The sequence below is a fragment of the Streptomyces sp. NPDC056948 genome (genome assembly GCF_042674225.1).
In the GTDB taxonomy this organism is placed as follows: domain Bacteria; phylum Actinomycetota; class Actinomycetes; order Streptomycetales; family Streptomycetaceae; genus Streptomyces; species Streptomyces purpurascens.
Window position 1 is genome coordinate 1 of the sequence record NZ_JBHUQX010000502.1, and the last position, 6107, is coordinate 6107.

The following is a 6107-nucleotide window of genomic DNA, read 5'->3' on the forward strand; positions in this document are numbered from 1 at the left end:
GCGGGGGGGGGGGGGGTGTTGGGGGGTTCCGCGGCCGGGTACGGGGCGGCTATCGGGGGGTTTGGGGGGGGGGGGGGGGGGGGGGGGGGGGGGGGGGCGGGGCCCGGGGAGGGCGACTAGCGGCGCGCGGCGAGAAGGGGAAAGTGGAGCGATCGGGCCGTCCCCGACCGCGAAAGCCCAGGCATACAGACTCCCCGTTGTCCCGAACGCTCCACCACTGCCTCCACTTGCCTCACCGCCTCCAGAACAAGTGGTGCGTCACCCCGCTGGGGCTCGGCACGACATCGCGGTGGAAGCGGTCGAGCAGCTCGTCGGGTGACTCCCAGAGCCGGGAACCCGACCCGAGCTTCACGCCCGGCGAGACCGCCACATGCAGCGTGTCGACCAGGTCCGCGTCGAGGAACTCCCGGATGACCATGGCGCCGCCGCCGAGCCGGACGTCCTTGCCCTGCGCCGCTTCCCGCGCCTGCGCGAGGACGTCGGCCGGGTCGCCGTCGACGAAGTGGAACGTGGTGTCGGAGAGGGTGAAGGAAGGACGAAGGTGGTGGGTCATCACGAACACCGGTGTGTGGAACGGCGGTTCCTCGCCCCACCAGCCCTTCCAGTCGTGGTCCTGCCAGGGGCCGCGGTAGGGACCGAACTTGTTGCGGCCCATGATCTCGGCGCCGATGTTGTGGGCGAAGTCGCGCGTGAGGTAGTCGTCGAGACCGCGGCTCCCGCCCGGGTCGGTGCGGTTGGGCCAGCTCGCCGTGGCCCCGGCCCAGGCGAACATCGTTCCGGGGTCGGCGTGGCCGAACGGTCGTTCCAGGCTCTGGTTCTCACCGGCACCGAAGCCGTCGCTCGAGACGTTGAAGTTCTGCACGCGCAGTAGCTGAGGCACGGGGCTCCTCCTGTGGTCGATGAGGGGTGGACCGCTCCGGCCGGCGAAACTCATCGGTCCTCGGGGAATCCCCTGCCCGTCTCACCCGGACTGCGCCACCACGTGCTCGATGACCTGCTTGAAGTCGTCGGTCGGGGAGAACTCCACCAGCTCGCTGTCCTCCAGCGCGAACGGCACATGGCCCGGAGCCCAGTAGTACGCCTGCCCCGCCTCGTACTCCTCCTCGCCGCCGGATGCCGTGCGCATTCGGATCCGGCCCTTCAGCAGATAGCCCCAGTGGGGGCACTGGCACGCGTCGTCGGGCAGCCCCTTGAGGGCCGGGCCCATGTCCGTGCCCTGCGGCAGGCTGATGTAGCTCACCGACATGTCGCCCCCGATCGGCATGTTGCGTACCTCCACACCCTCGCCGCCGAGGGCGACGGGTGTGTCGTTCCGGGTCGCCGCCGTCATGGCTCCTCCGCTCGCCGTGGAAACGGACCTCCTCCTTCCACCCTGAACCGCCGGGGAGCCTCCCGCGACATCACGATCCGGTTGCGAGGTGCCGCCGGGGTCTTGATTTACCGGCGTGTAATCGATTCCATCCACCCGTCGATGTAATCGATTCCACGAGTTGCCCGAGTGCTCGCACGGGCGCTCCCACGACTGATCCACAAGGAGGTGGAGCGGCGGTGGCCAGCATCAAGGACGTCGCTGCCGAGGCCGGCGTCTCCGTCGCCACGGTCTCGCGCGTCCTGAACGACCACCCGTCGGTCAGCGCCGACGCACGCGCACGCGTGCTGGCCGCCGTCGGGGCCCTGGGCTACCGCCCGAACGCCGTCGCCCGCTCCCTGCGCACCGACCAGACCCACACCCTCGGCCTGGTCATCAGCGACGTGATGAACCCCTACTTCACCGAACTGGCCCGCTCCGTCGAGGAGGAGGCCCGCGCGCTCGGCTACAGCGTCATCATCGGCAACGCCGACGAGCGGCCCGACCTCCAGGACCACCACGTACGGAACCTGCTGGACCGGCGCATCGACGGGCTGCTCGTCTCCCCGACGGACGGCGGCTCGCCGCTGATGCTGGACGCCGCGCGGGCGGGCACGCCCATGGTGTTCGTCGACCGGTGGATCCCGGGCGTGGACGTGCCGGTGGTGCGGGCGGACGGCCGGAGGGCCGTACGGGATCTCGTGGCGCATCTGCACGGGCTCGGGCACCGGCGGCTCGCGATCATCGCGGGTCCTGCGGCGACCACGACCGGCCGGGAGCGCGTGGAGGCCTTCCGGGAGGCGCTCGGCGCGTACGGCCTCGAACTCCCCGACGCCTACATAGGGCAGGGCGACTTCCAGGCCGAGAGCGGGCGCCGGGTCACCGAGGGGTTCCTCGACCTGGCCGAGCCGCCCGAGGTCGTGTTCGCGGCCGACAACCTGATGGCGCTCGGCGCGCTGGACGCCGTACGCGCGCGTGGAGTGCGCGTGCCGGACGACATCGCGCTGGCCGCCTTCGACGACATCCCGTGGTTCGTGCACACCGATCCGCCGGTCACCGCGATCGCCCAGCCGACCGGTGAGCTGGGGCGTGCCGCCGTGCGCGCGCTGGTCGCCCGGATCGAGGGCCGGCCCGGGGAGTCCGTCACCCTCCCCGCCCGGCTCGTCGTGCGCCGCTCGTGCGGCGAGCCGGCACCCCCCGACCCCTACCCGGCCTCCCCGGAGCCGGACCCTGCACAGGCCCCCGCTGTGCAGCACCCCGCTAAGAACAGGAGCCAGACGTGAGCAACGCGGACGAGTTGCTGCGCATCGAGGGCATACGGAAGACCTTCCCGGGTGTGGTCGCGCTGGACGGCGTGGACTTCGACCTGCGCCGGGGCGAGGTGCATGTGCTGCTCGGTGAGAACGGCGCGGGCAAGAGCACCCTCATCAAGATGCTCTCCGGCGCCTACACGCCCGACGCCGGGCGGATCCTGGTCGGCGGCGAGGAGACGCGCATCCAGGGTGCGCAGGACTCCGAGCGGCTCGGGATCGCCACCATCTACCAGGAGTTCAACCTCGTTCCCGATCTGACGGTCGCCGAGAACATCTTCCTGGGGCGCCAGCCGCGCCGGTTCGGGATGATCGACCGCAAGCGGATGGAGGCCGACGCCGAGGTCCTCCTCGCGCGCGTGGGCGTGCAGGTGTCGCCCCGCGCGCGGGTACGCGAACTCGGTATCGCGCGCCTGCAGATGGTCGAGATCGCCAAGGCGCTGAGCCTGGACACGCGCGTGCTGATCATGGACGAGCCGACCGCCGTGCTCACCTCCGAGGAGGTCGAGAAGCTCTTCGCGATCGTGCGCAAGCTGCGCGAGGACGGCGTCGGGATCGTCTTCATCACGCACCACCTGGAGGAGATCGCCGCCCTGGGCGACCGGGTCACGGTCATCCGGGACGGGAAGAGCGTCGGGCAGGTGCCCGCCGCCACGCCCGAGGACGAGCTCGTCCGGCTCATGGTGGGGCGGTCGATCGAGCAGCAGTACCCGCGCGAGCGGCCCGAGAAGGGCGACGCGCTGCTCACCGTCGAGGGACTGACCCGGGACGGGGTCTTCCACGACATCAGCTTCGAGGTGCACGCCGGCGAGGTCGTCGGCATCGCCGGGCTCGTGGGCGCCGGTCGTACCGAGGTCGTGCGGGCGGTCTTCGGGGCCGATCCGTACGACAAGGGCGCCGTGAAGGTCTCCGGGACCGCCTTGAAGGGTCACGACGTCAACGCCGCCATGACCGCGGGCATCGGCCTCATCCCCGAGGACCGCAAGGGCCAGGGCCTGGTGCTGGACGCGTCGGTCGAGGAGAACCTCGGCCTGGTGACCCTGCGGTCGGCCACCCGCGCGGGGCTCGTCGACCTCAAGGGCCAGCGCGAGGCCGCCGCGCGGATCGCCGAACAGCTCGGCGTGCGGATGGCGGGCCTCGGCCAGCACGTGCGCACGCTGTCCGGCGGCAACCAGCAGAAGGTCGTCATCGGCAAGTGGCTGCTCGCCGACACCAAGGTGCTGATCCTCGACGAGCCGACACGCGGTATCGACGTCGGCGCCAAGGTCGAGATCTACCAGCTCGTCAACGAACTGACGGCGGCCGGTGCCGCCGTACTCATGATCTCCAGCGATCTGCCCGAGGTGCTCGGCATGAGCGACCGGGTGCTGGTGATGGCCCAGGGCCGGATCGCCGGCGAACTCTCCGCCGACGAGGCCACCCAGGACGCCGTGATGGCGCTCGCAGTAAGCAACCCCAGCACTGACAAGGAGGCCTCCCGTGGCCACTGACACGCTCAAGAGCACGACGGGCGCGGGAGCCGCCTCGGGAGGCCTGCGCCGCCTCCTGCTCGACAACGGCGCGCTCACCGCGCTCATCGTCCTCGTCGTCGCGATGTCGGCGCTGTCCGGCGACTTCCTGACGACGGACAACCTGCTCAACGTCGGCGTCCAGGCGGCCGTGACCGCCATCCTCGCCTTCGGCGTGACCTTCGTGATCGTCTCGGCGGGCATCGACCTGTCGGTCGGCTCGGTCGCCGCGCTGTCGGCCACGGTGCTCGCCTGGACCGCGACCTCGGCGGGCGTCCCCGTCTTCGTCGCCGTCCTGCTGGCCATAGCCACCGGTATCGCGTGCGGCCTGGTCAACGGCATCCTGATCTCCTACGGCAAGCTGCCGCCGTTCATCGCGACGCTGGCCATGCTGTCGGTGGCCCGCGGTCTGTCCCTCGTCATCTCCGAGGGCTCGCCGATCGCTCTGCCCGACTCGGTCTCCCACCTCGGGGACACGCTCGGCGGCTGGCTGCCGGTGCCGGTGCTCGTGATGGTCGTGATGGGCCTGATCGCCGCGTTCGTGCTCGGCCGTACCTACATCGGCCGCTCGATGTACGCGATCGGCGGCAACGAGGAGGCCGCGCGGCTGTCCGGCCTGCGCGTGAAGAAGCAGAAGCTCGCCATCTACGCCCTGTCCGGCGTCTTCGCCGCCGTCGCCGGTGTCGTCCTCGCCGCCCGGCTGTCCTCCGCGCAGCCGCAGGCCGCCGACGGCTACGAACTGGACGCCATCGCGGCGGTCGTCATCGGCGGTGCGTCCCTGGCCGGCGGTACGGGCAAGGCGTCCGGCACGCTGATCGGCGCGCTGATCCTGGCCGTGCTGCGCAACGGGCTGAACCTGCTGAACGTGTCGGCGTTCTGGCAGCAGGTCGTCATCGGTGTCGTCATCGCGCTGGCCGTGCTGCTCGACACCGCCCGCCGCAAGGCCGGGGCGGCCCCGGCGGCCGGCACGGGCGGCGGCAACAAGGGCAAGCAGGCGGCGACGTACGGGCTCGCGGCCGTCGTCACCGTCGCGATCGTCGGTGCCACGTCGTTCCTGCACAACGGCTCCTCCGCCACGAGCAGCCCGAAGATGGGCCTGTCGCTGTCCACCCTCAACAACCCCTTCTTCGTGCAGATCCGGGCGGGCGCCCAGGCCGAGGCGGAGAAGCTGGGCGTGGACCTGACCGTCACGGACGCGCAGAACGACGCCTCCCAGCAGGCCAACCAACTGCAGAACTTCACCAGCTCCGGGCTCGGCGCGATCATCGTCAACCCGGTGGACTCGGACGCGGCGAGCAACTCGGTGAAGGCCGCCGACAAGGCGGATATCCCGGTCATCGCCGTGGACCGCGTCGTCAACAACGCCAAGCTGGACACGCTGGTCGCCTCCGACAACGTCGCCGGCGGTGTGCTCGCCGCCAAGTCGATCGGCGAGAAGCTCGGCGGCAAGGGCAAGATCGTGATCCTCCAGGGCCAGGCGGGCACCTCCGCCGCCCGCGAGCGGGCGCAGGGCTTCGCGAACGGCCTCAAGGCCTACCCGGGCATCCAGGTCGTCGCCCAGCAGCCCGCCGACTTCGACCGCACCAAGGGCCTCGACGTGATGTCGAACCTGCTCCAGGCCCACCCGGACGTCCAGGGCGTCATCGCCGCCAACGACGAGATGGCGCTCGGCGCGATCAAGGCGCTGGGCTCCAAGGCCGGCAAGTCGGTCTCCGTGGTCGGCTTCGACGGCACGCCTGACGGACTGAAGGCGGTCGAGGGCGGCACGCTGTACGCGTCCGTGGCGCAGCAGCCGTCGCAGCTCGGGAAGATCGCCGTGGACAACGCCCTGCGGGCCCTGAAGGGCAAGAAGGTCGAGGAGACGGTGAAGGTGCCGGTCAAGGTGGTCACGAAGGAGAACGTGGCCGGCTTCAGCGGCTGATATCGCTGACATCGGGGAAC

General features: G+C 70.9%; 5 protein-coding genes. 3 read left to right on the forward strand and 2 right to left on the reverse strand.

Translation table 11 applies throughout. From position 1 onward, the window contains the following. Positions 1-232 precede the first annotated feature (232 nt). Complete coding sequence (locus tag ACFTZL_RS39450) at positions 233-880, reverse strand: dihydrofolate reductase family protein (protein ID WP_382593687.1); 648 nt, start codon at positions 878-880, stop codon at positions 233-235. Positions 881-961: 81 nt separating this feature from the next. Continuing rightward, a complete protein-coding gene (locus tag ACFTZL_RS39455) occupies positions 962-1330 on the reverse strand; it encodes a hypothetical protein (protein ID WP_382593690.1) in 369 nt (122 codons plus the stop codon). A 218-nt stretch (positions 1331-1548) separates the two neighbouring features. On the opposite strand from ACFTZL_RS39455, the gene ACFTZL_RS39460 reads away from it, so the two are divergent. The 3 genes from ACFTZL_RS39460 to ACFTZL_RS39470 are packed head-to-tail and all read left to right on the forward strand — an operon-like array spanning position 1549 to position 6087. Beyond that, entirely contained in the window at positions 1549-2631 is a 1083-nt protein-coding gene (locus ACFTZL_RS39460) for a LacI family DNA-binding transcriptional regulator (protein ID WP_382593693.1), read from the forward strand. Further along, positions 2628-4148 (forward strand): sugar ABC transporter ATP-binding protein, encoded by a 1521-nt coding sequence (locus ACFTZL_RS39465; protein WP_382593696.1) that lies wholly within the window; start codon positions 2628-2630, stop codon positions 4146-4148. Before ACFTZL_RS39460 ends, ACFTZL_RS39465 begins: the two co-directional genes overlap by 4 nt. Beyond that, a complete protein-coding gene (locus ACFTZL_RS39470) occupies positions 4138-6087 on the forward strand; it encodes a substrate-binding domain-containing protein (RefSeq protein ID WP_382593700.1) in 1950 nt (649 codons plus the stop codon). The genes ACFTZL_RS39465 and ACFTZL_RS39470 overlap by 11 nt, the downstream gene beginning before the upstream one ends. The last annotated feature ends 20 nt before the right edge of the window (positions 6088-6107 follow it).

Coding starts and splice junctions, on each gene's coding strand:
- ACFTZL_RS39455 (WP_382593690.1), bottom strand. CDS start 1,330: ATGACGGCGGCGACCCGGAACGACACACCCGTCGCCCTCGGCGGCGAG.